Source organism: Marinobacter sp. BSs20148, assembly GCF_000283275.1.
Classification (GTDB): Bacteria; Pseudomonadota; Gammaproteobacteria; order Pseudomonadales; family Oleiphilaceae; genus Marinobacter; species Marinobacter psychrophilus.
The window spans coordinates 2,344,291-2,368,122 of the sequence record NC_018268.1 but is presented as its reverse complement, the minus strand read 5'-3'; the positions used below and the strand labels follow the sequence as shown (position 1 = coordinate 2,368,122).

Annotated in this window: 18 protein-coding genes and 2 pseudogenes; 15 read left to right on the top strand and 5 right to left on the bottom strand. The window is 53.9% G+C overall.

Annotation, left to right across the window (positions count from 1 at the left end):
• The first annotated feature begins 84 nt into the window (after positions 1 to 84).
• The 6 genes from MRBBS_RS10675 (at position 85) to prpD (ending at position 8,494) form a co-directional block, all read left to right on the top strand.
• The gene (locus MRBBS_RS10675) at positions 85 to 765 is read left to right on the top strand and encodes a GntR family transcriptional regulator (RefSeq protein ID WP_014871519.1); all 681 of its coding nucleotides are present in this window, start codon (positions 85 to 87) and stop codon (positions 763 to 765) included.
• Between the two features lie 45 nt (positions 766 to 810).
• On the top strand, positions 811 to 1,701 hold the full coding sequence (gene prpB, locus MRBBS_RS10670; protein ID WP_014871518.1) for a methylisocitrate lyase: 891 nt from the start codon (positions 811 to 813) through the stop codon (positions 1,699 to 1,701).
• A gap of 143 nt (positions 1,702 to 1,844) precedes the next feature.
• Positions 1,845 to 2,972, top strand: coding sequence for a 2-methylcitrate synthase (gene prpC, locus MRBBS_RS10665; protein ID WP_014871517.1), 1,128 nt, complete (start codon positions 1,845 to 1,847; stop codon positions 2,970 to 2,972).
• A 104-nt stretch (positions 2,973 to 3,076) separates the two neighbouring features.
• Positions 3,077 to 5,689: a Fe/S-dependent 2-methylisocitrate dehydratase AcnD gene (acnD, locus tag MRBBS_RS10660; RefSeq protein WP_014871516.1), complete on the top strand. Its 2,613-nt coding sequence runs from the start codon at positions 3,077 to 3,079 to the stop codon at positions 5,687 to 5,689.
• Positions 5,690 to 5,697: 8 nt separating this feature from the next.
• Positions 5,698 to 6,888, top strand: coding sequence for a 2-methylaconitate cis-trans isomerase PrpF (gene prpF, locus MRBBS_RS10655; protein WP_014871515.1), 1,191 nt, complete (start codon positions 5,698 to 5,700; stop codon positions 6,886 to 6,888).
• 121 nt (positions 6,889 to 7,009) lie between these two features.
• Positions 7,010 to 8,494 (top strand): 2-methylcitrate dehydratase, encoded by a 1,485-nt coding sequence (prpD, locus tag MRBBS_RS10650; RefSeq protein WP_014871514.1) that lies wholly within the window; start codon positions 7,010 to 7,012, stop codon positions 8,492 to 8,494.
• Between the two features lie 122 nt (positions 8,495 to 8,616).
• On the opposite strand, the gene MRBBS_RS20025 is transcribed toward prpD, so the two are convergent.
• The 5 genes and pseudogenes from MRBBS_RS20025 to MRBBS_RS10635 all read right to left on the bottom strand — a co-directional run bounded on the left by MRBBS_RS20025 (position 8,617) and on the right by MRBBS_RS10635 (position 12,227).
• Positions 8,617 to 9,375 (bottom strand): PEP-CTERM sorting domain-containing protein, encoded by a 759-nt coding sequence (locus MRBBS_RS20025; RefSeq protein WP_014871513.1) that lies wholly within the window; start codon positions 9,373 to 9,375, stop codon positions 8,617 to 8,619.
• Positions 9,376 to 9,612: 237 nt separating this feature from the next.
• A pseudogene (vapC, locus tag MRBBS_RS20020) lies at positions 9,613 to 10,017 on the bottom strand (tRNA(fMet)-specific endonuclease VapC).
• Positions 10,017 to 10,184 (bottom strand): annotated as a pseudogene (gene vapB, locus MRBBS_RS20015) (type II toxin-antitoxin system VapB family antitoxin); the annotation flags it as partial. The pseudogenes vapC and vapB, both read right to left, overlap by 1 nt.
• Before the next feature lie 6 nt (positions 10,185 to 10,190).
• The gene (locus MRBBS_RS10640) at positions 10,191 to 11,228 is read right to left on the bottom strand and encodes an ExeA family protein (protein WP_014871509.1); all 1,038 of its coding nucleotides are present in this window, start codon (positions 11,226 to 11,228) and stop codon (positions 10,191 to 10,193) included.
• Between the two features lie 18 nt (positions 11,229 to 11,246).
• Positions 11,247 to 12,227, bottom strand: coding sequence for an XrtA system polysaccharide deacetylase (locus tag MRBBS_RS10635; RefSeq protein ID WP_014871508.1), 981 nt, complete (start codon positions 12,225 to 12,227; stop codon positions 11,247 to 11,249).
• Positions 12,228 to 12,428: 201 nt separating this feature from the next.
• On the opposite strand from MRBBS_RS10635, the gene MRBBS_RS10630 reads away from it, so the two are divergent.
• Genes MRBBS_RS10630 through MRBBS_RS10590 form a run of 9 tightly spaced genes read left to right on the top strand, consistent with a single transcriptional unit; the run spans position 12,429 to position 23,828 of the window.
• Complete coding sequence (locus MRBBS_RS10630; protein ID WP_014871507.1) at positions 12,429 to 13,838, top strand: TIGR03013 family XrtA/PEP-CTERM system glycosyltransferase; 1,410 nt, start codon at positions 12,429 to 12,431, stop codon at positions 13,836 to 13,838.
• 54 nt (positions 13,839 to 13,892) lie between these two features.
• Entirely contained in the window at positions 13,893 to 14,531 is a 639-nt protein-coding gene (locus MRBBS_RS10625) for an XrtA/PEP-CTERM system exopolysaccharide export protein (protein ID WP_014871506.1), read from the top strand.
• Positions 14,531 to 16,102 carry an XrtA system polysaccharide chain length determinant gene (locus MRBBS_RS10620; protein WP_014871505.1) on the top strand — a complete coding sequence of 524 codons (1,572 nt, stop codon included), beginning with the start codon at positions 14,531 to 14,533 and terminating at the stop codon, positions 16,100 to 16,102. The genes MRBBS_RS10625 and MRBBS_RS10620 overlap by 1 nt, the downstream gene beginning before the upstream one ends.
• Entirely contained in the window at positions 16,102 to 16,974 is an 873-nt protein-coding gene (locus MRBBS_RS10615) for a polysaccharide biosynthesis protein (protein ID WP_014871504.1), read from the top strand. Before MRBBS_RS10620 ends, MRBBS_RS10615 begins: the two co-directional genes overlap by 1 nt.
• A gap of 3 nt (positions 16,975 to 16,977) precedes the next feature.
• A complete protein-coding gene (locus MRBBS_RS10610; protein WP_014871503.1) occupies positions 16,978 to 18,330 on the top strand; it encodes a hypothetical protein in 1,353 nt (450 codons plus the stop codon).
• A 38-nt stretch (positions 18,331 to 18,368) separates the two neighbouring features.
• Entirely contained in the window at positions 18,369 to 19,484 is a 1,116-nt protein-coding gene (locus MRBBS_RS10605; RefSeq protein ID WP_014871502.1) for a GNAT family N-acetyltransferase, read from the top strand.
• On the top strand, positions 19,481 to 20,701 hold the full coding sequence (locus tag MRBBS_RS10600) for a TIGR03087 family PEP-CTERM/XrtA system glycosyltransferase (protein WP_014871501.1): 1,221 nt from the start codon (positions 19,481 to 19,483) through the stop codon (positions 20,699 to 20,701). Before MRBBS_RS10605 ends, MRBBS_RS10600 begins: the two co-directional genes overlap by 4 nt.
• A complete protein-coding gene (locus tag MRBBS_RS10595; RefSeq protein WP_227497506.1) occupies positions 20,698 to 21,315 on the top strand; it encodes an acyltransferase in 618 nt (205 codons plus the stop codon). Before MRBBS_RS10600 ends, MRBBS_RS10595 begins: the two co-directional genes overlap by 4 nt.
• The gene (locus tag MRBBS_RS10590; protein ID WP_014871499.1) at positions 21,312 to 23,828 is read left to right on the top strand and encodes a hypothetical protein; all 2,517 of its coding nucleotides are present in this window, start codon (positions 21,312 to 21,314) and stop codon (positions 23,826 to 23,828) included. The genes MRBBS_RS10595 and MRBBS_RS10590 overlap by 4 nt, the downstream gene beginning before the upstream one ends.
• The last annotated feature ends 4 nt before the right edge of the window (positions 23,829 to 23,832 follow it).

Below are 23,832 nucleotides of genomic sequence, written 5' to 3'. Positions count from 1 at the left end.
CAGTGTCTTATACTGAAGGATTGTTGACAATCCGTGTGATGGCGCGTAATTTCGCATCATTATTCTCAGGATTGTTAACAAAGCATGTTGGAAATCGTCCCACAAGCCTATACTCGCGCCGATGAAGCCTTCGATTGTCTACAAACGGCGATTGTGAAAGGCGACCTAATCCCGGGCGAAAAAATTGGTGAAGTTGAGCTCTGCTCCCGCTTTCATTTAACCCGCGGGCCGCTGCGCGAAGCGCTGGGACGCCTGGAATCCCGAGGCTTGCTGGTACGCCGCCCCCACGCTGGGGTGAAAGTGGTCGCCGTAAGCGCCGACGAGTTAATAGAGCTTTATCGCATACGCGAACTGATGGAAGGCCTGGCCGCACGGCAGGCCGCTGAACGTATGACAGACGCCGAAATTGCGGCCTTGCGCGCCACCCTCGACACCCACGAAACCATGATCGAACAAGCCCAGGGCCAAGCGTACTACCAGGCCGAGGGCGACTACGATTTTCATCACCGCATCGCCACTGGCAGCCGCAACACCAAGCTGACTCAAATGCTCCTGGGCGACCTATACTACATGGTGCGCATGTACCGCTACCGTTTAAGCACCTCGGCCGGACGTCCGCACATGGCGCTGGGCGAGCATCGCAATATTGTTGATGCCATTGCCAGCCGAGATGGCGACCTGGCGGAATTTCTGATGAAACGCCACATTCACGCAGCACGAAAAAACATTGAACAAAAAATCCGCGACGGCGAACTGACTATTTAACCCATCAGCAAACCATCGTCATCTTTATCCAAAGGAGGCAACACCATGTCCAGCAAACTTTCCCCGGGTGCCCGTTTTCGTAAAGCCCTGAACGACAACAAGCCCCTGCAGATTGTTGGTACCATCAACGCCTATGCGGCCATGATGGCCGAGCGGGTGGGGCACCAGGCTATTTACCTGTCTGGTGGCGGTGTTGCAAACGCCTCCTATGGCTTGCCAGATCTGGGCATGACCAGTCTGAATGACGTAGTAGAAGACGTGCGCCGCATTACTGCCGCCACGGATATTCCGCTGCTGGTAGACATAGACACCGGTTGGGGTGGCGCATTCAATATTGGCCGTACCATTCAGCAAATGGAAAAAGCCGGTGCAGCCGCCGTTCACCTTGAAGACCAGGTCGCCCAGAAGCGCTGTGGCCACCGCCCGAACAAAGAAATTGTCTCCAAAGAAGAAATGGTAGACCGCATAAAAGCAGCCGTTGACGCCCGCGCCGACAAAGACTTCTTCATCATGGCCCGTACCGATTCGTTCCAGAAAGAAGGCCTGGAAGCCGCCATTGATCGCGCCAAAGCTTATATAGAAGCCGGTGCCGACGGCATCTTCGCTGAAGCCGTAAACGAGCTGGAACACTACAAAGCCTTCTCTGCAGCCCTGGGCAATGTGCCGCTGCTGGCCAATATCACCGAATTTGGCGCTACGCCGCTGTACAACCGCAAAGAGCTGGGCGACGCCGGTGCCAGCATGGTGCTTTACCCACTGAGCGCCTTTCGCGCCATGAACAAAGCCGCCGTAACGGTTTACCAGAACATTCTGGAGAAGGGCGACCAGAAAGATGTAATCGACCTGATGCAAACCCGCATGGAACTATACGACTACCTGAACTACCACGATTTCGAACAGAAACTTGACCAGCTTTTCCAGCAGTCCAAAGGCTGAGGTAGGAACGGTATAGGTGACAGACCTGAGGTCTGTCACCGGTGTCAAACAACCAGGTAGGGGACAGACCTTAGGTCTGTCCCCGGTATAACAAATTAGGGGACAGATTTTAAATCTGTCCCCGGTTTTAAGGAAAAGCATCCATGGCTGAAGCAAAAAAATTAAGTGGCGCAGGACTGCGTGGACAAGTAGCCGGTGAAACCGCACTCTGCACCGTCGGCCTAACCGGAACCGGCCTCACCTATTGCGGCTACGACATTAGCGACCTGGCAGACAACGCCCAGTTCGAAGAAGTGGCCTATCTGCTGTTACAAGGCAAGCTGCCAAACCAGCAGGAGCTGGACGCCTACAAAGCCAAGCTGAAAAGCCTGCGTACTCTGCCCGACGCACTGAAAACCGTGCTGGAAAGCATCCCGAAAGACGCCCACCCGATGGACGTGATGCGGACCGGCTGCTCGATGCTGGGCAACCTGGAAACCGAGCAAAACTTCAGCCAGCAAGACGACAAAATTGACCGCCTGCTGGCCGCGTTCCCGGGCATCATCAACTACTGGTACAGCTTTGTTCATAAAGGTGTGCGCATTGATACCAACAGTAGCTCCGATTCCATCGGCGGCCACTTCTTAGAGCTGCTGCACGGCAAAAAGCCAAGCGAGCTGCACGAACGGGTGATGAACGTTTCCCTGATTCTGTACGCCGAGCATGAATTCAACGCGTCTACCTTCGCAGCCCGCGTATGTGCCTCTACTTTGTCTGACATCCACAGCTGCGTAACCGGCGCTATTGGTACCTTGCGTGGCCCGCTGCACGGCGGCGCCAACGAAGCGGCGATGGAACTGATCCAGAAATTCAAGACCCCGGATGAAGCCGAAGCAGGCCTGATGGGTATGTTACAGCGCAAAGAAAAAATCATGGGCTTCGGCCATGCGGTTTACAGCGACTCCGACCCGCGCAACGTAATCATTAAAAAATGGGCCGAAAAACTGTCGAAAGAAGTGAATGATACGGTGCTTTACCCGGTATCTGTGCGCTGTGAAGAAGTCATGTGGCGCGAGAAGAAGCTGTTCTGCAACGCCGACTTCTTCCACGCCTCTACTTACCACTTCATGGGCATTCCTACTGGACTGTTCACGCCTATTTTTGTGATGTCACGGGTGTCCGGCTGGACTGCGCACGTTAAAGAGCAGCGCGCCAACAACCGTATCATTCGCCCGAGTGCGGAATACACCGGCCCCGAACACGCCGAATGGCTGCCGATCGAAAAGCGCTAACGCCAGATAGGGGACGGATTTGAAATCCGTCGCCTATATCGAGGTCAGCCGGGGGACAATATTAAATTCTGTCCCCAACACCTGTTGCGTAGAGAGCCAAAAATATGAACACCCACTATCGCAAAAACCTACCAGGAACCAGCCTGGACTATTTCGACACCCGCCAGGCCATCGAAGACATACAGCCTGGCGCCTACGCCAAACTGCCGTACACCTCCCGTGTTTTAGCCGAGCAACTGATTCGCCGTGGCGAACCCGACATGCTCACCGAATCGCTGAAGCAGTTTATCGAACGCAAGCAAGACCTGGATTTTCCCTGGTACCCGGCCCGCGTGGTTACCCACGATATCCTGGGTACCACCGCCCTGGTGGATCTGGCAGGCCTGCGTGACGCTATAGCCCTAAAAGGCGGTGACCCAGCAAAAGTAAACCCGGTGGTACCTACCCAGCTGATTGTGGACCACTCCCTGGCGGTAGAAGCCGCGGGTTTTGACCCAGACGCATTCGATAAAAACCGCGCCATCGAAGATCGCCGCAACGATGACCGTTTCCACTTCATCGAGTGGACCAAAACCGCCTTTAAAAACGTTGATGTGATTCCTGCCGGTAACGGCATCATGCACCAGATTAACCTGGAAAAAATGTCTCCGGTGATTCAATCCCGTGACGGCGTTGCCTTCCCGGACACCTGCGTCGGTACCGACAGCCACACCCCGCACATCGACTGCCTGGGCGTAATTGCCATTGGCGTGGGTGGTCTTGAAGCAGAAACCGTCATGCTCGGCCGCCCATCCATGATGCGGGTGCCCGACATTATTGGCGTAAAACTCACTGGCAAGCGCCAGCCGGGCATTACCGCGACTGACATCGTGCTGGCCATTACCGAATTCCTGCGTAAAGAGCGCGTGGTATCCGCCTACCTGGAATTCTTTGGCGAAGGCGCAGAAAGTCTGACCATCGGCGACCGTGCCACCATTTCCAACATGACCCCGGAATTTGGTGCCTCTGCCGGCATGTTCTACATCGACCAGCAAACCATCGATTATTTGAGGCTGACCGGTCGTGAGCCAGAGCAGATCGCATTAGTAGAAACCTACGCCAAGCACACTGGCTTGTGGGCCGACGCGCTGATCGAAGCGGAATACGAGCGGGTGCTGGAATTTGACCTGTCCACCGTTGTGCGCAACGTGGCTGGCCCTTCTAGCCCTCATCGCCGCGTAGCGACCAGCGATCTGCAGGCCCAGGGCATTGCCGGTAATCTGGAAAGGGCCTTGGCGGAAGAAGCCGAAGGCAAAATGCCAGACGGCGCGGTGATCATCGCCGCGATTACCTCCTGCACCAATACCTCGAACCCCCGCAACGTGGTCGCTGCTGGCCTGATTGCGAAAAAAGCCAACGAGCTGGGTCTGGTGCGTAAGCCCTGGGTGAAATCTTCCTTTGCACCGGGTTCCAAAGTCGCCCGCTTGTACCTGGAAGAAGCCGGCCTGCTAAAAGAAATGGAAAAGCTGGGCTTTGGTATCGTCGGCTACGCTTGCACCACCTGCAACGGCATGTCTGGCGCTCTGGATCCGAAAATCCAGGAAGAAATTATCGACCGCGATCTTTACTCCACCGCGGTACTGTCGGGCAACCGTAACTTCGACGGCCGTATACATCCGTATGCCAAGCAAGCATTCCTGGCATCGCCGCCCTTGGTTGTGGCCTACGCCATCGCCGGTACCGTGCGTTTTGACATCGAAAAAGACGTCTTGGCCAAAGATAAAGACGGCAACCCGGTTACCCTGAAAGACATCTGGCCAAGCGATGAAGAAATCGACGCCATCGTAAAATCCAGCGTTAAGCCCGAACAGTTCAAACAGGTGTACATCCCGATGTTTGATCTGGGCGCGTTCGAAGAAGCCGAAAGCCCTCTTTATGACTGGCGCCCGACGAGCACCTATATTCGTCGCCCGCCCTACTGGGAAGGCGCACTGGCAGCCGAGCGCACCATGAAAGGCATGCGCCCACTGGCGATTCTGCCGGATAACATCACCACCGATCACCTATCGCCATCTAACGCCATTATGATGGACAGCGCTGCCGGCGAATACTTGCACAAAATGGGCCTGCCAGAGGAAGATTTCAACTCCTACGCAACCCATCGCGGGGACCATTTGACCGCCCAGCGCGCCACCTTTGCCAATCCGAAGCTGATGAACGAAATGGTACGGGACGAGAAAGGCGAGATTATCCAGGGTTCCATGGCCCGTGTGGAGCCGGAAGGCAAAAACCTGCGCATGTGGGAAGCCATTGAAACCTACATGGAACGCAAGCAGCCGCTGATCATCGTGGCCGGCGCCGACTATGGCCAGGGTTCCTCCCGCGACTGGGCCGCCAAAGGCGTGCGATTAGCTGGCGTAGAAGCCATTGCCGCTGAAGGCTTCGAACGCATCCACCGTACCAACCTGGTGGGCATGGGCGTACTGCCACTGGAATTCAAGCCGGGTGCCACCCGCTTGACCTTAAAGCTGGACGGCACCGAAACCTACGACGTAGAAGGCGATATAAGCCCACGTTCCGACATGACCCTGGTTATTCACCGCAAAAACGGCGAAACCCTGAACGTACCTGTAACCTGCCGCCTGGACACCGCAGACGAAGTGTCTGTGTTTGAAGCCGGCGGTGTATTGCAGCGTTTCGCCCAGGATTTCCTAGAGTCAGAAGGGGCGGTCGCATGAGCGGTCTTATGAGCCAGATACCACAAGTAAAAATCCCCGCGACCTATATGCGCGGGGGCACCAGCAAAGGCGTGTTCTTCCGCCTGGAAGACCTGCCCGAGCGCGCACAAACCCCGGGTTCGGCCCGGGACAACCTGCTGCTGCGGGTGATTGGCAGTCCTGACCCCTATGGGAAGCAAACAGACGGCATGGGCGGGGCAACATCCAGCACCAGCAAAGCCGTGATTCTGTGCAAAAGCACCCAGCCAGACCACGATGTGGACTACCTGTTTGGCCAGGTCAGCATAGACAAACCCTTTGTAGACTGGAGCGGCAACTGCGGCAACCTGACCGCAGCGGTCGGCGCCTTTGCCATCAACAGCGGCCATGTGGAAAAAGACCGCATGCCGGAAAACGGGGCGGGCAGCGGGATAGTCACCGTCCGCATCTGGCAGGCGAACATACGCAAAACCATCCTAGCCAAAGTACTGGTCACCAACGGCGAAGTGCAGGAAACCGGTGATTTCGAGCTGGATGGGGTCACCTTCCCAGCGGCCGAAGTACAAGTGGAATTCATCGACCCGGCCGACGGCGAAGGCGCCATGTTCCCCACCGGCAACCTGGTGGACGACCTGGAAGTACCAGGCGTTGGAACCCTGAAAGCAACCATGATCAACGCCGGTATTCCCACGGTATTTATCAATGCAGACGCGGTGGGCTACAACGGCACCGAACTGCAGGATGCGATTAATGGCAACCCCGAGGCCCTGGTGATGTTTGAAACCATTCGTGCCTACGGTGCGCTGAAAATGGGGCTGATCCAGAACATCGAAGAAGCGGCTGAGCGCCAGCACACGCCAAAAGTAGCGTTTGTTGCGCCGCCTGCGGACTACAGCGCTTCAAGCGGTAAAGCCATTGCCATTGACGACATAGACCTAGTTGTTAGAGCTTTGTCTATGGGCAAACTGCACCATGCCATGATGGGTACAGCTGCCGTCGCTATAGCAACGGCAGCGGCTATTCCCGGCACCCTGGTAAACCTGGCGGCAGGCGGCGGTGACCGTACCTCCGTCACCTTCGGCCATCCGTCAGGCACCTTGCAGGTGGGCGCAGAAGCCAAAGAAGTAAACGGCCAGTGGACCGCCACCAAGGCCATCATGAGCCGCAGCGCGCGAGTGCTGATGGAAGGCTGGGTAAGAATTCCCGGAGATTCGTTTTAGCTTCGTAGCTTTCCAGATTTTGAAAGTACCCCCGCGCTAATAACCGGCTACCCTTAGGGAATAACCGGAGACCCAGCCGGGGGTATTTTTTTACCCGCACATTTCAAATAGGAGAAAATCCATGTCTGCCACATTCGATCTAAACGAACGCCCCGATTACGACGACATCCTGCAAACCATCGCCGACTACGTCTTGAACTACCAAATCGACAGCGAAGAAGCCTGGACCACCGCCCGCCATTGCTTGATGGACACCTTGGGTTGCGGCCTGCTGGCCCTGAAATTTCCGGAATGCACCAAGCATTTAGGCCCGTTGGTAGAAGGCACCATCGTACCCAACGGCGCGCGGGTGCCCGGCACGTCTTTCCGTATGGACCCGGTTAAAGCTGCCTGGGACATTGGCTGCATCGTGCGCTGGCTGGATTATAACGACACCTGGCTGGCGGCCGAATGGGGCCATCCGTCGGACAACCTGGGCGGCATACTGGCCGTAGCCGACCACCTATCGCAAAAGCGCGTGGCCGAAGGCAAATCCCCCATCGCCATGAAAGCCGTGCTGGAAGCCATGATCATGGCCCACGAAATCCAGGGCGTGCTGGCGCTGGAAAACTCGTTCAATAGGGTAGGGCTAGACCACGTTCTGCTGGTGAAAGTGGCGTCGACTGCTGTGGTGGCTCGGCTGATGGGCGCCAACCGCGACCAGTTGCTGTCAGCGCTGTCACACGCCTGGGTAGACGGCCAATCCCTTCGCACCTATCGCCATGCCCCCAACGCAGGTTCCCGCAAATCCTGGGCAGCAGGGGACGCCACCTCCAGGGCCGTTCGCCTTGCGGATATCGCCATGCGCGGCGAAATGGGCATACCGGGCGCGCTCACAGCGCCCCAGTGGGGCTTTAACGACGTGCTGTTCAGCAAAACCAACAAAGACCAGAAAATCAAACCTGCGGACAAGTGTCAGCTTTCTTTACCTCAGGCATTTGGCTCCTACGTGATGGAAAACATCCTGTTCAAAGTGTCTTTCCCGGCAGAATTCCACGCCCAAACTGCCGCGGAAGCCGCCGTCACACTCCACCCACGAGTCAAAGACCGCTTGCAAGATATTGATAGAATCGTGCTGATCACCCACGAATCCGCCATTCGCATTATTTCTAAAGTGGGCAGCCTTGCCAATGCCGCAGACCGCGACCACTGCCTGCAATACATGACAGCCGTGCCACTGATATTTGGTGACCTTACAGCCGAGCACTACGAAGACAGCTTTCACAGTGCCCACCCAATGATTGATCAGCTAAGAGGAAAAATGAAGGTTGTCGAAAACAAGGCTTACTCCGCGGATTATCTGGACCCAAGCAAGCGCTCAATCGCCAATGCGGTACAGATTTTCTTTAAAGACGGTTCAAGCACAGACAATGTGGTGGTGGAGTATCCAATCGGGCATCGCCGCCGCCGCGAAGCCGCCATTCCTTTGCTGAAACAGAAGTTTCAACAAAACCTCTTAACCCGCTTTCCCGCGGGCCAGTGTCAGCGAATTTCCCAAACGTTGCAGAGCCAGGCAGAGCTGGAAAGCATGCCCGTTCACGAATTTACGGCGCTGTTTGTGATTTGAGCAAAATGTGACGACCTCTAATCAGCAATCGTAGAAAGCAAAAACCCCGGCACAGGGCCGGGATTTTTAAAGGCTTGCCGGTCAGGGAACGACCGGTAAAACTTACCTTTTAGGCTATCAACTTACGCGACGTTCTTACGACGGCGCGCAGCAGCCAAACCAAACAGGCCAAGGCCGAGAAGTGCCAGAGTGCCGGGCTCGGGTACTTTTGCCAGGGTCACGTTGTCGATGCCCCAGCCATCAGCTCTGGTGGTGTCATTATCAAATAGTAATTCAACGCTGCTGAAGGTGGCGTCAGCGATCAGTGTAATGTAAGCGATGTTGCCATTACGCTGGCGAGTATCGAAATTCAAAATTTCTTCCACGCCGTCATCAAAAATAAACTTCAGTCTTCCACCAGCATCGTTTGCATCGGCCAGATAGAAGCCAAACGCATTGTAGCCACCACCGCTTAGAATCTCCCAAGTCACTACCTGGGCATCGTTGCTGTCCAGCCAATTCGAGTTAAAGGCACGTCCAAACTCACCAGTGGAGCTATCTTCAATCATCAGCAAGTCGTTGCGAACGTCGCTGGAGCGGGCAGGGTTTTGTTCGGTCATGGTGAAGGTGCCAACGGCCGTTTCAAAGGCAGATCCTGCATTTACCCATTTTGCCTGAACACCGGATGCGTCAACAGCCTGATACGTCTGGTCTGTAACGCTGGCAAAACCGCTATCGAAAGTTTCGGTGATGCCACCGTAGCTTCCAGCGGCAAATGCAGCGGAGGCTGCATCTGCGTCAGATTGGCCGTAAGCGGCTGTAAAGCTAACAACGCCAGCGCTAGCCGTTGAAACAAACGATGCCATTGCAAGGCCTAGCAGAGTTTTAGAACGTGTTTTCATAGTGTTCCTCATACATCAAAGGTGACTCATAACAGACGTTTGTCTAATTGAGGTATGTGCAGCTAATAGCGTGCCAGAAACACAAAAAGTTTTAAAAAATAAGCGTGTACATAAATTTCGAAGCGCATGAAAAATCGATGTGTAAAATAACTCGACATTCGTAAGTGGCTATTTATTCCAGTTAGGCGACAGCGGCTTCACATTGTCAGATAACCCAACCGCATCAAGCGTCAGCTATTAAGCAACCCAGTTGGCCAAGCGTATCCCTCGCATGTTCTTGAACTGCTTTGTGTTATTAGTGACGACCACTAATCCTTGTGATCGGGCGTGCCCGGCGATTATTTCATCGTAAGGGTCAATCGGGCGACCAATCTTTTCAGCTCAGCTCAGCTCGCAATTGCCCAGTATGTGCTGCCGCGTCATTGTCGTATGGCAAAACCTCAAGCCGGGCTGTAAAACCCTTAACATCCTTAAGACTATGGCGCACTGCCGCAGATGCGTTAGCTCCGTTTACCAGCTCCATAAACGTTACGACTGAAATACACATCTGACCGTCGTGAGCAATGAACGCTTAACGGACCCCGGCAGGCCGATTTTGGTGGTGTAAATCGCGATGTTGGTATCAAGCATGTACTTCAGCATCAGAGCGTTTCACGCTCTTGAGGGGCCAGCTGTTCGCGGCTTGTCATAAAGTCACCGGAAACCCCTTCACCGTCAAACCAGCTATCCCATGCCTCTCCGGCGGGCGCTATAATGTGAGCACGCCCAATAATCACGATGTCAAGTTGTTTGACGTCACCAGGGTAGGCCGCCGGCTATTTCTTCCAGAAGGGCGTAAGTGACTTCACATTGTCAGCGGGTTCTTTTTTTTGGGAGGTCCCTTCGGGTGACATCTTCGCCAAGCGCCCATCAATACTCTCCAAGGCACTGGCAATACGCTGCAGGGTTTTTGCCATATCACCGAAGCCTTCGGTCGATTGCGCGCTAACTGGGGCAGAGGAGACATTTCTTTTGTGCCGCACAGCCTCCGACGTTCTCACTGTAGGTACGTCGTCTTCGCCTAGCAAATCCTTGCGGATGCTTTTCAAGTCATGGGGGTCTATAAACGGCCGGTCTTCAGCGTAGGCGCACATCATCATACCGTCGCACAGTTTGTTAATCAGGCGCGGAATGCCACCGCTCAAATCGTGAATCTCTTGAACCGTGTCTTTATCAAACAGTTTATTGCCGCCGTGGCCAGACACCAGCAAGCGGTAATCAATGTACTCGGCGGTTTCTTTTGGTGTTAGCCCTTCCAGATGGAAAAACAGCTTCACCCGTTGCGCCAATTGGGGAATAGAAGTAACCGCCTGTTTAAGCTCAGGCTGCCCCAGCAAAATTACCCGCATAGATGGCCCGCCCATGCTTTCCATACCGGCCAGCATACGCACATCTTCCAAGTTTTCCCGGGTCAGGTTTTGGGCTTCGTCGATGGTCAGTACCACTGGCGCGCCTTCGGCGGCCATCTTCTCCAGATACTCTGTAATCTGAAACAGCATGCCCACCTTGCTGTCGTCTTCGGCCTTCAATCCCGCCTTGCGTAGAATCAGGCTGAACAGGTCCTTGGATTCCAGGTTGGTGTAGGCCACGTTCAACAGCTTCAAGTCGCCATCCATATTGCGGATGGTTTTCTTTAGCAGGGTAGTTTTACCAGAGCCGATTTCGCCACTGATTACCACAAAACCTTCGGAACTCCAGATAGCCGACGACATATACACGTAAGCCCGCGAATGCTGCTGGCTCATGTAAATAAAGTCGTCTTCCGGCGTAATCCGGAATGGGTGTCTGTGCAGGCCGAAAAATTCTAAATACATGGGCAATCCCCGTCAGTTTCAGGCCAGTCTGACCATCTGTTGCGTGGTCAGTCGCGTGCCCGGCTGAGAGCTCTCGGGTTTATACGCATCGTAGCTTTGTGACACTGTACCAAAGTGGAAGTCTTGCATCAGTCTTTCCAGGCGGTGCTCGCACTTATCCAGATTGGTGTAATGACGGAAGCGGGAAAACCAGCTGGCGTTGTTGTAGCGCGGCTGGTCTGGGTCTATCTCCCAGGGGTGCAGGTAAAACATTTGCGGCCGGCTGCCACCGCCAGAGGCGATATTGAACAAATAGCGGAAAACAGGGTAGGGGAACTGGCGAAAATAGCCCCCGCCCGCCGCCGGTATAGACAGCCCGCCGATTTTGGCCGTGGTCAGCGGGAATTCCCGCAACAAATGGCCTTTTTCAGTTTCAATGGTGTAGGGCGCACGGGGCGAGCCCGGAATGCCGTAATTGTCATGGCGCACCGGGAAAATACTGGAATCCCAGGTAAATCCGCATTCCGCCAGAATATCCAGCGCCCACAGCGATTTATGGGTAATCGAATAGCTGGCAGCGCGATAACCGATCACCTCGGCACCAATAATGTCTTCCAGCAGCGCTTTTGAGCGCACAGTTTCCTCACGGAACACGTCTGGAGTCTGGCTGTAAATCAGCTGGTGGCTGTAGCCGTGGGACGCCACTTCATGACCCCCAGCGGCAATTTTGCGCACTAATTGCGGGTGCTTGTCGGCCACCCAGCCCAACACAAAAAATGTGGCCTTCACGTCATTGCGTTCGAACAATGCCAGCAGGCGCTCGGTGTTTTGCTCTACACGGCTGGGCAGGCTGCCCCACTGGTCAGGGCGAATCACCTTTGCCAAAGCGGCCACGTGAAAGTAGTCTTCCACATCAATGCTCATGGCGTGTAGCGTTCTTGCATCGTTCTCTCTGTCGCGTAAAGTGTCGCCTGACACGGCAGCAGGTGCGCTGGATTCACTATTTTGCCGATCTGACATGGGCGTGGGCATCCTTATTGCAAGTATTAGTTAATTCTTACCTACTACAGGTTCAAAAACAATCGCCTTACCCGTAATATCTCAGTCACGGATATAGAGCGGTAAATGCTTGTTACATAAAGATACAAATGGCTTAAAGTCGTCCGGATTACAGCGTCGATTTTTCGATTAAACAATAAGCGAGCGGCAAGGAAGTTTGGTGTGCCCTATATTCGTTTCCGGAAACAGTTTCTACACATCCCGTATCTGTTGCTTGGCGTGTTGGAATTTTGTTTACTGTTTTTTGTGTACCGCCTGCTCGCGACTGGCGTTCACCTAGCCGTTCCTTTACCGCCTGAACTGGCGTCTGGCACCTTAGCTGCGTTGGTTTTCGCGCTTATGCTTAGCTCCGGCACCCTGTCTATGGGCGGCTATTCGTCCCTTGCCAATGAAAGCGCTACCTCCCTGTTTTTTCGCACCTTGGTGGCTTACTGCTTCGTAGGTGGTCTGGGCCTCACCACGATTTATCTGTTTGCACCAGCGCTCGATCCGGGCAGTTCCTCGCTGTTCTTCGCTGTCGCGCTCTCTTCATTAATCGTCATTCTGTGCCGGCTGGTCTTTTTAAGAGTGGTAGATTCAGAACAATTGGTGCGCCGGGTGGTGGTGTTTGGCGCAGGCCCATTTGCTGCTAACTTAATGCAAGAGTACGAACAAAACATGCGCGCCATGGGCGTTCGCATCATCGGTTGCATTGCAGACAACTCAGGCCAAGCCGCTGTAAAAAAAGATCAGTTACTGCCAATCCCCGTCAACTTCCACGAGTTTTGCCGCCACAACAAAGTGTCTGAAATTGTGATCGCCGCACAAGAACGGCGCCAGGCCCAAGGTGGCTTTCTACCTATGGCGGGCCTAATGGAGTGCAAACTGCGCGGCATCACCGTGACCAGCGGGGTAGATTTTTACGAGCGCGAGCTGAAAAAAGCCAAACTCGATATGGTGCATCCGTCCTGGATCCTGTTTTCTGACGGTTTCAGCGCCTCTCGCAGCCGCGCGTTTGCCAAGCGTTTTGTCGATCTTGCGCTCAGTCTCGCGTTGCTGGCCATTATGTCGCCTTTTATTATACTAACCGCTATTGCAGTATTTCTAGAGACTGGCCGCCCGGTGCTCTATAGTCAGAAAAGAACGGGCTTGCTGGGTAAAGAATTTCGCATCTATAAATTTCGCAGCATGCGCCAGGATGCAGAAAAAGACGGCAAAGCCCGCTGGGCTTCGGCGAACGACAACCGCGTCACCCGTGTTGGTGGGTTTATACGCAACACTCGGTTGGATGAGCTGCCACAAATTTACAACGTGATCAAAGGCGAAATGAGTTTTGTCGGGCCGCGCCCGGAAAGGCCGGAATTTGTCTCTGAATTGAAAGAGAAAATACCGTTTTACGACACACGGCATTACGTAAAGCCTGGCTTAATGGGCTGGGCCCAACTTAAATACCCTTACGGTGCCTCGGTAGAAGACGCCAAAGGCAAACTGGAATACGACCTTTATTACTCGAAAAACCACAGCTTACTGATGGACATACTTATTATGATTCAAACAGTGGAAGTGGTGCTTCTGGGCAAAGGCGTGCGGTAGCAGCAGCAGTAACAAAAGCAGCGACGACAAAAACACAGGGATCTGGAGAAAATTATGGGCAGGTTTAAAACGATTGCAGCAGTATGTACGGCATTGTTTACACTCGTGTTGGCGGGTTGCTCCGGCCTGCCGTCTTCCGCACAAATGCCTCCGTCTTCCGAAATGGAAGTCGAAGCCTATGAAATCGGTGTGGGCGACACCATCGCAGTACACGTGTGGCGTAACCCGGAACTGAACCAAACCATTGTGGTACGCCCGGACGGCTTTATCTCTATGCCCCTGATGGGCGATGTGAAGGCCGATGGCAAGCGCCCTGAAGAACTGGCCACCGAAGTGGGCACCGCCCTGAGCGAATTCATCCGCACCCCCGAAGTCTCCGTCATGGTTACCTCACCGGCCAGCAAAGAATTTCGCAACCGCCTACGCATCACCGGCCAGGTAGCGTCGCCGCAGTCTGTTGCCTTTCAGCCAGGCATGACCGTACTGGATTTGGTTCTCATCGCCGGTGGCGTGACGGATTTTGCCGCCGACGGCCGCGCTGTTCTTCATCGCCAGGTCGACGGTGAATACAACAGCTACGGCCTGAATTTGGGCGCCATCCTCACCGAAGGCGACATGAAAACCAATCACACCTTGCAGGCCGGTGACGTCATCAGCGTACCCCGCAAACAGTTGTTCCGAGGCGAGCTCTGATGGATCTACAGTTCATCATCGACACCCTGCGTGCGGTAAAGCTTGAGCTTTATCGCCACAGGTTGGCGGCGGCTGTTATCTTTATGTTGGTAACAGCCGGTGTTTTAACAATGGGTTACGTTACACCCAAAAGCTACACTTCCAAGGCGGTGCTCTTCGCCGACCAGTCCAACATTCTTGTACCACTACTGCGCGGCCAGGCTGAAGTCACCCAACTGGACCGCATTAACGAAGCCCGTGAAATGATTCAAAGCCGGTCGTTTTTGGAACAAATCGCTCTGGACACCGGAATGATCACAGGCGGTGAAGCCGACGCCACACGTAACGGCATTATCAGTATGTTACGCAACCAGATTCGCCTGAGGGTATCCAATAGCAGTTTTCTGGAGCTTAACTACACCAGCGGTGATCCAGACAAGTCTTTTCAGGTTCTCAGCGCGGCGTTAAGCCGATTTGTTGAGCGTTCCGTGCGTAAAAAACGCTCTGAAAGCCAGGGCGCGTTTGAATTTATTGATTCTCAGGTAAAAACCTACCAGCGTCAGCTGGAAGACGCCGAAGAGCGGCTGAAAGAATTCAAAAGTGCCAACCAAGACGGCAACGAAAACAGCGCCATGGCGCGCATCGAAAGCCTGCGTGGTGAAATTGAAAATCTGAAGTTGGAACTGCAGCAATCCGAGGCCGAAGTACGCTTAACCCGCGAACAGCTGTCCCAGGAACAACCGGTACGTCGCATTACCTTAGACCCCGGCAAATCTGCCGCAGAGCGCCGGCTGTCGTCTATGCGGTTGGAGTTAGATTCGCTGCTGCTGCGCTATCAGGAACGCCATCCAGACGTCATCAGCACCCAGGCACAGATTGCCGACCTGGAAAGCCAGGTGTCGGGCCAGAGTGAATCCTCCCGTGAGGGCGGGGTAACCGAAGTGATGGAAAACCCGGTCTACGAAAACCTGAAAATTCAGCTCTCGGATGGCACCACTCGCTTAGCGGTACAAACCAATCGACTGGCATCGCTTGAGCGGCTGTTAGAAGAAGCCTTTGAACGTTCCCAACGCGTCGCCGAAAACCAGGCCGAGTTCTCTGATCTGACCCGCGATTACGACGTCACCCGCGGCGTTTACGACGACATGCTGCAACGCCGCGAGCGAGCAAGGTTATCCATGACCCTGGACGTACAAGGCGAGGGCGTAAGCTACAAAATTCAGGAGCCGGCGACTTATCCCACCACTTGGGATGGGCTACAACTTTACCAGGTTGGCTTGGCTGGCCCGTTTTTGGGCAGCACCATGGTGTTAGGCCTGTTGGTTATGCTGGTGATGTTTGACCAGCGCTTGCGCTCGCCGCGAGCTTTGCAACTGTCATTGCCCGCGGGCCTTCCGGTGCTGACCAGCATTCCGCATTACCGTAGTACCTGGAAAGACCGCCTGTTACGCAAGGATGTCATGGCCATACTGTTTATTTTGGCCGTGTTCATGGCGGTCTACCTCGGCGTGTTGCTGTTCAGCGTAATGGGAATAACCCCGGAACAATTGATCAATAAAGCCCGCGAGTTAACCGGGTTCGGGGGCAGCTAGTGGACGACAACAAACTTTATAACGCGTTGCTGAAAAATCAGAAAGAACGCCAAAGCGCCCATTCAGCAGGCGAAGCGAGTTCTGAAGACAACTTCCGCAAGGAACGGCCCTTTTCCGGTGTTGAAGCGCCACGTCGACAACTGGGTGCGGCACAAGGTGCAGGTTCAGAGCGCCCGCCAACAGTCTATGACTCTGCCGTTTCGCTGGAACTGATCGGAAACCCGAATCCCTGGAGCCGGGAGCAGTTGCGGGAAAAGAAAATCATCTATCCCGGCATGCCAGACAAAGAGGTGATGGACGCCTACCGCGAACTGCGAATTCAGCTGCGCAGCCGCCACGGCGAGGGCAATTTTGCGGTTATGTTCAGCTCGTTGGGCCACGACAGCAGCTCCGTTGCTACTGCCTTCAACCTGGCGGCGGCCTTTGCACTAGACTCACACACGTCTGCGCTGCTGGTAGATTGCGACCCATACAACCAGAACCTCCAGAACCTGGTGTCGGTTCCTTTAGGCGCTGGTGTGACCGACTTCGTCGCTGATCGTTCTTTGAACATAAAAGACATCCTGTACGCCAGCGGCGTTGCCCGTTTAAGCGTCATTCCGGCGGGCACCCAGGCGTCATCGGCGGTAGAACTGTTTGCAGCGGTGCGCATGCGCGAGCTAATCAGCGAATTGAAGAATCGTTATCCGGACCGCTGCATCGTGATCAACGCCCCGGCGTTCCGGGATAACACCGAAGCCCGCATACTCGAACGCTTTGCTGACCAAGTGGTCATGGGTGTGCCCTTTGGCGAAGTAACAGGCGACGAAATCGCAGAAGCGGTTAGTCTGTTGGAAACGGACAAATTTGCCGGGCTGGTTTTTCAGGAGTAACACATGGAACGCAGAGCAGGGAAACGATTTGGCCGCTCATCGGCTGCATTAATCGCGGTATGTGGTTTACCATTGCCACTAGCGGCACAGGTGGCTGACGGCAGCACACTGCAATCCATTTCTGGTTCCGCTTCTGTCTTTACGGCAGCCACCCACACCCGAACCGACAGTGTCGGCGGCACAGACACCCGCACGGAGCCCAGCGTGGGTGTATCTGGTCGTATTGGTGGCGCGCTTGCCAGCGGCGCAAACTCGCTAGCACTGCAATACGGTGGCACCCTGGAAACCAGGCGCGACACCTCCGTTGGCGACCAAACGGACACCAGCTCTATTTCAGGCGCGGCCAGCTACGCCTACTTCGATCCGGCTCAGCCTTTAGATTTTAATCTGGGCCACACCGTCAGCTCGGTGCGCAACAACACCGGCTTTGTGGTCAACCCGTCCAGTTACGAAACCCGAAACACCTTAAGCGCCGGGGCAGGCTTACGTTTTAATGCCGGCAGCCTATCTACCTTGCGCCTGTTCAGCCAGGCCGGCCAAAGTTTTGGTGGCGGTGACTTGAGTGATGAAAACTCCTTAACGGCAGGCGCCGAGCTAACCCGAAGACTTAGCGAACGCTCCAGTGCCAGCCTTAACGCCAACCGTAGTTGGTCTGACGGAAGCAGCGTTGACCAAACAATCGACAGCGCCCAGCTGGTGTACCGGCGCGATCTGGAAAACGGCTCGTTCAGCATCGGTGGCGGTCAAAGTTGGGCAACAACCGAGTATTCAGACAATACCGAAACCGACAGCGATGCACTAACCGGGTTCCTGGACCGCAGCTGGGTGGCCGACCAATACCGCACCTCAGTTCAGTACAACCGAAGGCTGTCCGACAGCGCCACAGACCTGTCGCTGAATTTACCGCCCGAATTTGATTTTTTACCGGAAACAGTCGAGCTGAGAGACTTGGTGGTTAGCGATTCCGTATCGATATCCCACAGCACCGATCTGCTGTGCAACGCCTGCACTCTTGGCCTGTCCGCTACGGCGGCGGTTTTAAAATCCCAGATCAGCGGGGACAAAACCCACGAATACGCCTCTAGCGCTAGTTTGGGTGTGCAGCTAACCGATCTGCAGCGCGTTACCTTTGGCTATAGCTGGCAGGGCGATGCAGAAGACGAAGCCGGTACCATTGTTGATCAGATACACCGGTTTGACATCCGCTGGTCTCGTCAGCTCGCTGAAAATACCGATTTTGCCGTGGGCTTCAATCAATCGTACCTGCGCCCGCGTTTAGCTGGAAGCGATCAAGACCAATTCGCATTGCGGCTTGAGCTCAGTCACGGATTTTCAATGATGGGAACGGCTCGCTAGTGCCTCTAGACGGGCCTGTACACACGGATTTAAGCGCAGTGTCAGATGGGGCTTTAGAGGTTTATTGCGAAGATCCCGCCGCAAACCAGGCGTCTTTGAGCGAGGAATGGCAAACACTCGAGAAACGGGCGCGGCCGGGCGTGTTCTTATCCTGGCAATGGATAGGTGTCTGGTTGTCGGTCTACCAGCCAGCGTTCAAAGTTTTGAAAGTGATGGATCAGGGGCAGCTTGTTGGCCTTGGGCTGGTAACGGAATCATCTGAACGCAGGCATGGAATACTGTCATCCAGGTGCTTGTATGTCCACCAGACAGGCTGCCCATCGCAAGATCAAATATGGATTGAATATAACGGCTTTCTTGCGAAAACCGGCATGGAATTGTTGGTTGCTGAAGCTTGTGTCGATTACCTGAAGCGACTCAGAGCAGGCTGGGATGAATTTGTGATTGGTGCGGTTGATACAGACTACGCCCGCGCGCTCGCAAAGGCATCGGCGTTAATTCCCCATATACGCTGGGAAGCGCCGTGTTTTGGTGTAGACCTTGCTTTATTAAGGTCACGGGATCAGGCCTATCTTGATTCACTCTCTGGTAATACTCGCCATCAAATTCGTCGCACATTAAAACTGTACAGGCAGCAGGGGCCGGTTTGCCTTGAGCGACCCCAAACAACTGAAGAAGCCGAGTCTTTGTTTGATCAATGCGCGCCCTATCATCTTCAACGCTGGGGCGGCAGTATTGGTGAAAGTGGCTTTGCGAATCCCGATTTTGTCCGCTTCCATAAGCGATACGTCCGCACACATTGGGAGCGCGGAGGGGCTGATTTGATTGTGCTCAAGGTAGGTGGCAGCACGCTCGCAATTTTCTACAATCTGATTTATCAAAATCGGGTGTATTTTTATTTGGCCGGTATTAAAGCCGAAGCCGATAACAAGTTGAAACCAGGGTTACTCGGCCACAGCCTGTGCATCACGGATTACATTGAGCGCGGTTTCGAGTATTACGATTTTATGGGCGGCGAAGAACGTTACAAACGCCAGTTAGCCAGCCCTTCCACGCATCTTGTTCAAGTTGCATTACAACAAGATCGCTGGAAGCTAAGAGCTGAACAAACGTTACGAACCATTAAAAGGCGCTGGAGTAGGAAGCCCCTGTGAAAATACTGGTCTTATCCCACAGAATTCCGTTCCCCCCGAATAAGGGTGAAAAAATTCGGACATTTCACCAGATTCAGTTTTTGGCATCCTGCGGCCATGAGGTTCTGGTGCTTTCTCCGTATGAGGAAAAGGAAGAGCTCACGTTTGCCAAAGAATTAGAGAGTAGCCTGGGCATAAAAGTACTTATGTTTCCGCTCAAGGCAAAATGGCGCCGATTGGCGCGAGGGCTGGCCACGAATCAATCGCTAACTGTGTCCAATTTTTACAATCAAGGGATGCAAGATGCGTTTGACGACCTTATTGATGCTGGGCACTGTAACGCAGTGATATGCACCAGTTCGGCTATGTCTTCATTTGTTTTCCAGAACAAAGCGTTAATGAACCTTAGTAGTAAGCCGCTTATTCGACTGGTTATGGATTTCATGGATCTGGATTCCGACAAGTGGGCGCAATACGAGTCTAAAGCGACGTTCCCAATGCGGCTGGTATACGGAAGAGAAGCAAATTTGGTGAATGTGGTTGAAAAACGGAGTTACCAGCGATTTGATGACTGCTTTTTCATTTCGGAAAACGAGGTGAACCTGTTCACTGACCAACTGCTGGAAAGCAGCAAGCTCAAGGTGTTGGGAAATGGCATCGATAGCGCTCTTTTTTTTCCAACCAAACGGGCTGATCGGCCAGGCCAGCCGGTATTTCTGTTTACCGGCGTAATGAACTACAAGCCAAACGAAGACGCGGTTCAATGGTTTGTAGACGCCGTCTGGGACGATGTAAAAGCGGCATGGCCAAACGCTGAATTCGTAATTGCAGGCATGGACCCAAGCCCCAGAATTCAGCAGCTCGTTAAAAAGCCTGGCATCACCGTAACCGGATTTGTTGACGACATAGTACCGTATTATCAAAAAGCCGATGTGTTCGTTGCACCGTTCAGAATTGCGAGGGGGGTGCAGAACAAAATTTTACAGGCACTGGCATGTGGTTTGCCGGTTATAACCACCCAGTTAGGCCTGGAAGGTATCAAGGCAGAGCCTGAGCAGGACGTGCTGGTCGCTAACACCGCCGTATCGTTTTTTGAGGCAATACAGCGGCTGCTTACCGAAAAAGCACTTTACCAGCGCTTGTCAGAACATGGCCCGAAGTTTATTCAGCAACATCACAGCTGGAACAGTGTTCTACAAGATCTTGCAACAGTGATAGAAACCCGGGGCTGCCCGTGAAAAACCTCATGGAAACCGCAAAATCCACAGTAAAGCTGGTGGCTGTATTGGTTGTGAGCCCACTTATTCTGCTTTACTGGGTATTGCGTCCTATATCCCGTGAAGACCAGCTTTTTTCCGGGTTTTCACAGTTGCTGTCGTTAATCCCCGGACTGCCGGGAAGCTATCTTCGAATCGCTTTTTACCGATATGTGATGCAGCACTGCGCGACCGACAGTGTTATTGGTTTTGGTAGCCTTTTTTCTCACCTTGGCACAGAGCTGCACAGCGGAATTTATATTGGCCCCCAGTGCAATATCGGGTTATCCATTATTCATCGCAACTGCCTCATAGGCAGCGGTGTTCACATACTCAGCGGGAAAAACCAACACAGATTTGACGACCCAGGCACCCCCATCCGACTGCAGGGCGGCCAGTATGAACAGATATCACTGGGGGAAAACTCCTGGGTTGGCAACGGCGCTATTATCATGGCGAACGTTGGCAGAGACTGCATCATAGGCGCGGGCACCGTTGTGACGGGTGATATTCCACCCGGCTCAATTGTAGTCGGTAATCCCGGGCAAATTGTGCGGTCCCGTTATACCGAAAATGCACAGGGAACTGAGTCATGAGTGCCGGTTTCACAGCCTTGATCGGTCATATCAATAAGCCCACCAATGAGCCCCAATGGCTTCGGTTTGGGTTACCCCTGAATAAAAATCTTTGTGCAGACACCAGCAGCGTTCAACTGGTTTCAGAATTTGGCCAGCCGATTGAAGCGCACATCTGCCCGGTTACCCGTTGGAACGACGGTTCTGTGCAATGGGTGCTTGTCGATGTTATTGCCGAGGCTTCAGGCGCGGTTTTCCTGACAGCAGCCCCTGACCAAAACGCGCCAGCTGCGCAGGCACAGAAGCCGTTGCCCGGCTGCCCCGCAGTGTCAGTAGGCAACGGCAAGATTCGGTTAGGCGATGGAATCAGCGCAGAGCTGAGTATTCTAATTGACGGCTCTTCCCGCGCCTTGACGCTGATTGAAGAGCAGGGGCAGAGCCAAAATCAGGAGCGGGGAAGAGCTAAAGCGGATCAGCACAGCAACAGCATTTGCCAGGAGCACAACTGGAGCTTTACGGTTGAAGGGATTTCCAGTCTGGAATTAACACTGCAAGCCATAGAGGTTTTTGCAACCGGACAACTTGTGCTGAAAGCGAAGATTCATAACCTGGCGGCCAGTCTTCACCCTAACGGCTGCTGGGACCTTGGCGATCCGAACAGCGTGAACATCCAGCGCTTATCCCTTGAGGTTTCGGACGAGAAAACCCAAAAAACCAGCCTGATTCTGAGCGGCCCGGCCGCAACGGGTGGCCCGGAAAGGGTCTTTCCAGGCGGAATGCTGACTCAGTACGGAAGTGGAGGGAAAAATTGGAATTCGCCGGTTCACGTCGACAAAACGGGGCAGCCAACCGTTAATGAACAGGGCTATAAGCTCAGAGCCTCAGATGGCACGCTGCTTGAGCAGGGCTTGCGCGCAAGCCCCATTGTGCGTTTTGAGAAAGACAGTATTGACCGGCTTATTATTCCAAGGCAATTCTGGGAAAACTGTCCCTCAGCTCTGGAACTGCAACGTGATAACGCCGTTTGGCATCTGTTTCCGAAAGAAACCGAGCTGCAACCGGGGGAATCAAAAACCTGGACTTGTGATGTGGGGGTCAGTGAGCCTTGCGCTGAATTCCAGTACCAGCCTGCGTATATCGATGCAACCGAAGCCATGCTCGGGTGCAAACTGTCGATTAACAATCCGTTAAGCCAGTTACTGGACGCTAACCTGACAGGCCCAGAGTCCTTCTTTAATAAAAGAGAAACCTGTGATGAGTATGGCTGGCGACATTTTGGCGAACTCTATGCAGACCACGAGGCCTTAAATGCCAAGGGCAGCGAGCTGTTTGTATCGCACTACAACAATCAGTACGACCCAATATGGGGCTTTTCCCTAAGGTATCTGGCCACAGGTGATCAGCGGTGGCAGCAGCTGGCATCAGACCTTGCTCAGCATGTAGTCGATATAGACATCTACAAAACAGATCGCGACAAAGCGGAATACAACAACGGACTATTCTGGCACACAGACCACTATCTTCCAGCGCTGACAGCCACCCACCGAACCTATTCCCAGGCCCATGAATATGCCTATGAAGGTCATCAGGGTGGCGGTGGCCCCGGCGGCCAGCACTGTTACACGTCCGGTCTGGCGATACGCTATCTGCTGTCGGGTGATCCCGCATTCAGGCAATCCGTTATCGGCCTGAGCCAATGGATCAAGTGCTTTTACAACGGAGCACCCGGCGTTATTGCCCGGCTGCACAGATTTCTGACGGTGGATTTAAAGCCCGGCAAAATGACCAACGTCGGCTACATTGAAAACGGTTATAAATATCCACTTGACCGGGGCACAGGCCATTATCTGAACGCACTGATTGACGCATACCTGGTAACGCAGGATGCCACCCTGCTGAGCGAAATGTACGGTGTGATTAGCGAAACCGTGTCGCCTCAAGATGATCTGGCAGCGCGGGACCTCGGGAACGTAGAAGAACGCTGGTTTTACATTGTTTTTTTGCAGTCTCTTGCCCGCTATCTGCTGTTTAAAGAACAGCTGGAGCAGGCCGACCAGCATTACGCCTACGCGCGCCACACGTTGATTTATTACGCGGATTGGGTCTTGAAGAACGAAAAACCCTATTTGACGAACCCGGAATCTCTGGAATTCCCCACCGATACCTGGGCCGCGCAAGACCTCAGAAAGGCGAATGTGCTTTACTATGCAGCCTATTTTAACCCGTCAAACAGAGAGCTTCTAAGCGGTAAAGCCGACGAATTCTGGAATTACTGTGTTGCAACCCTCAAGCAATCACCTGAGCGCAACACAACCCGTATTCAAGCAATCATCGCTCAGAATCTTGGTGTTCGTGAATGGGTGCTTGAGCGCGCAAGTTCAGTTTATCCTCTTACTGCCGCAGACAGGCTTAACATGAACAGCGCAAGGCGGGGAACAGCTGCGCGGTTTCTTAAAGAGATACTCAGCGCCCTGCGTTCGCTCTCGATCAATAACGAGATCCAGTGGCTGAAAAGCCGGCTGGGTAAACGATGAGGCC

Bases quoted from the DNA above. Each gene is read 5' to 3' on its own strand.
- MRBBS_RS10675 (WP_014871519.1), top strand. From the start codon at position 85: ATGTTGGAAATCGTCCCACAAGCCTATACTCGCGCCGATGAAGCCTTC.
- prpB (WP_014871518.1), top strand. From the start codon at position 811: ATGTCCAGCAAACTTTCCCCGGGTGCCCGTTTTCGTAAAGCCCTGAAC.
- prpC (WP_014871517.1), top strand. From the start codon at position 1,845: ATGGCTGAAGCAAAAAAATTAAGTGGCGCAGGACTGCGTGGACAAGTA.
- acnD (WP_014871516.1), top strand. From the start codon at position 3,077: ATGAACACCCACTATCGCAAAAACCTACCAGGAACCAGCCTGGACTAT.
- prpF (WP_014871515.1), top strand. From the start codon at position 5,698: ATGAGCCAGATACCACAAGTAAAAATCCCCGCGACCTATATGCGCGGG.
- prpD (WP_014871514.1), top strand. From the start codon at position 7,010: ATGTCTGCCACATTCGATCTAAACGAACGCCCCGATTACGACGACATC.
- MRBBS_RS20025 (WP_014871513.1), bottom strand. From the start codon at position 9,375: ATGAAAACACGTTCTAAAACTCTGCTAGGCCTTGCAATGGCATCGTTT.
- MRBBS_RS10640 (WP_014871509.1), bottom strand. From the start codon at position 11,228: ATGTATTTAGAATTTTTCGGCCTGCACAGACACCCATTCCGGATTACG.
- MRBBS_RS10635 (WP_014871508.1), bottom strand. From the start codon at position 12,227: ATGTCAGATCGGCAAAATAGTGAATCCAGCGCACCTGCTGCCGTGTCA.
- MRBBS_RS10625 (WP_014871506.1), top strand. From the start codon at position 13,893: ATGGGCAGGTTTAAAACGATTGCAGCAGTATGTACGGCATTGTTTACA.
- MRBBS_RS10620 (WP_014871505.1), top strand. From the start codon at position 14,531: ATGGATCTACAGTTCATCATCGACACCCTGCGTGCGGTAAAGCTTGAG.
- MRBBS_RS10610 (WP_014871503.1), top strand. From the start codon at position 16,978: ATGGAACGCAGAGCAGGGAAACGATTTGGCCGCTCATCGGCTGCATTA.
- MRBBS_RS10590 (WP_014871499.1), top strand. From the start codon at position 21,312: ATGAGTGCCGGTTTCACAGCCTTGATCGGTCATATCAATAAGCCCACC.